Raw genomic sequence first — 1,121 nt, forward strand, 5'->3', positions numbered from 1 at the left:
CGAGGAAAGACATCACTCGCAGAAGAAGCACCGGCTAACTCCGTGCCAGCAGCCGCGGTAATACGGAGGGTGCAAGCGTTAATCGGAATTACTGGGCGTAAAGCGCGCGTAGGTGGCTAAGTCAGCCAGGTGTGAAAGCCCCGGGCTCAACCTGGGAACGGCATCTGGAACTGCTTGGCTAGAGTGCAGGAGAGGAAGGTAGAATTCCCGGTGTAGCGGTGAAATGCGTAGAGATCGGGAGGAATACCAGTGGCGAAGGCGGCCTTCTGGACTGACACTGACACTGAGGTGCGAAAGCGTGGGTAGCAAACAGGATTAGATACCCTGGTAGTCCACGCCGTAAACGATGTCAACTAGCCGTTGGGTCCCTTGAGGACTTAGTGGCGCAGCTAACGCAATAAGTTGACCGCCTGGGGAGTACGGCCGCAAGGTTAAAACTCAAATGAATTGACGGGGGCCCGCACAAGCGGTGGAGCATGTGGTTTAATTCGATGCAACGCGAAGAACCTTACCTACCCTTGACATCCAGAGGACTTTCCAGAGATGGATTGGTGCCTTCGGGAACTCTGAGACAGGTGCTGCATGGCTGTCGTCAGCTCGTGTTGTGAAATGTTGGGTTAAGTCCCGTAACGAGCGCAACCCCTATCCTTATTTGCCAGCGAGTAATGTCGGGAACTCTAAGGAGACTGCCGGTGACAAACCGGAGGAAGGTGGGGACGACGTCAAGTCATCATGGCCCTTACGGGTAGGGCTACACACGTGCTACAATGGCAAGTACAAAGGGTTGCAATACTGCGAAGTGGAGCCAATCCCATAAAGCTTGCCTCAGTCCGGATTGGAGTCTGCAACTCGACTCCATGAAGTCGGAATCGCTAGTAATCGTGGATCAGAATGCCACGGTGAATACGTTCCCGGGCCTTGTACACACCGCCCGTCACACCATGGGAGTGGACTGCACCAGAAGTGGTTAGCCTAACCTTCGGGAGGGCGATCACCACGGTGTGGTTCATGACTGGGGTGAAGTCGTAACAAGGTAGCCCTAGGGGAACCTGGGGCTGGATCACCTCCTTATCGACACTGTCTACTGCTCGCGGCAAGTGCTCACAACGAATTACCTGATC

The 1,121-nt window shown here is 54.8% G+C and carries 1 rRNA gene; it reads left to right on the forward strand.

The window, feature by feature from the left end:
- Positions 1-1,071, forward strand: a 16S ribosomal RNA gene (locus tag QD356_RS17725); the annotation flags it as partial.
- Between the last annotated feature and the right edge of the window lie 50 nt (positions 1,072-1,121).

The organism is Cobetia sp. 2AS (assembly GCF_029846355.1).
Classification (GTDB): Bacteria; Pseudomonadota; Gammaproteobacteria; order Pseudomonadales; family Halomonadaceae; genus Cobetia; species Cobetia amphilecti.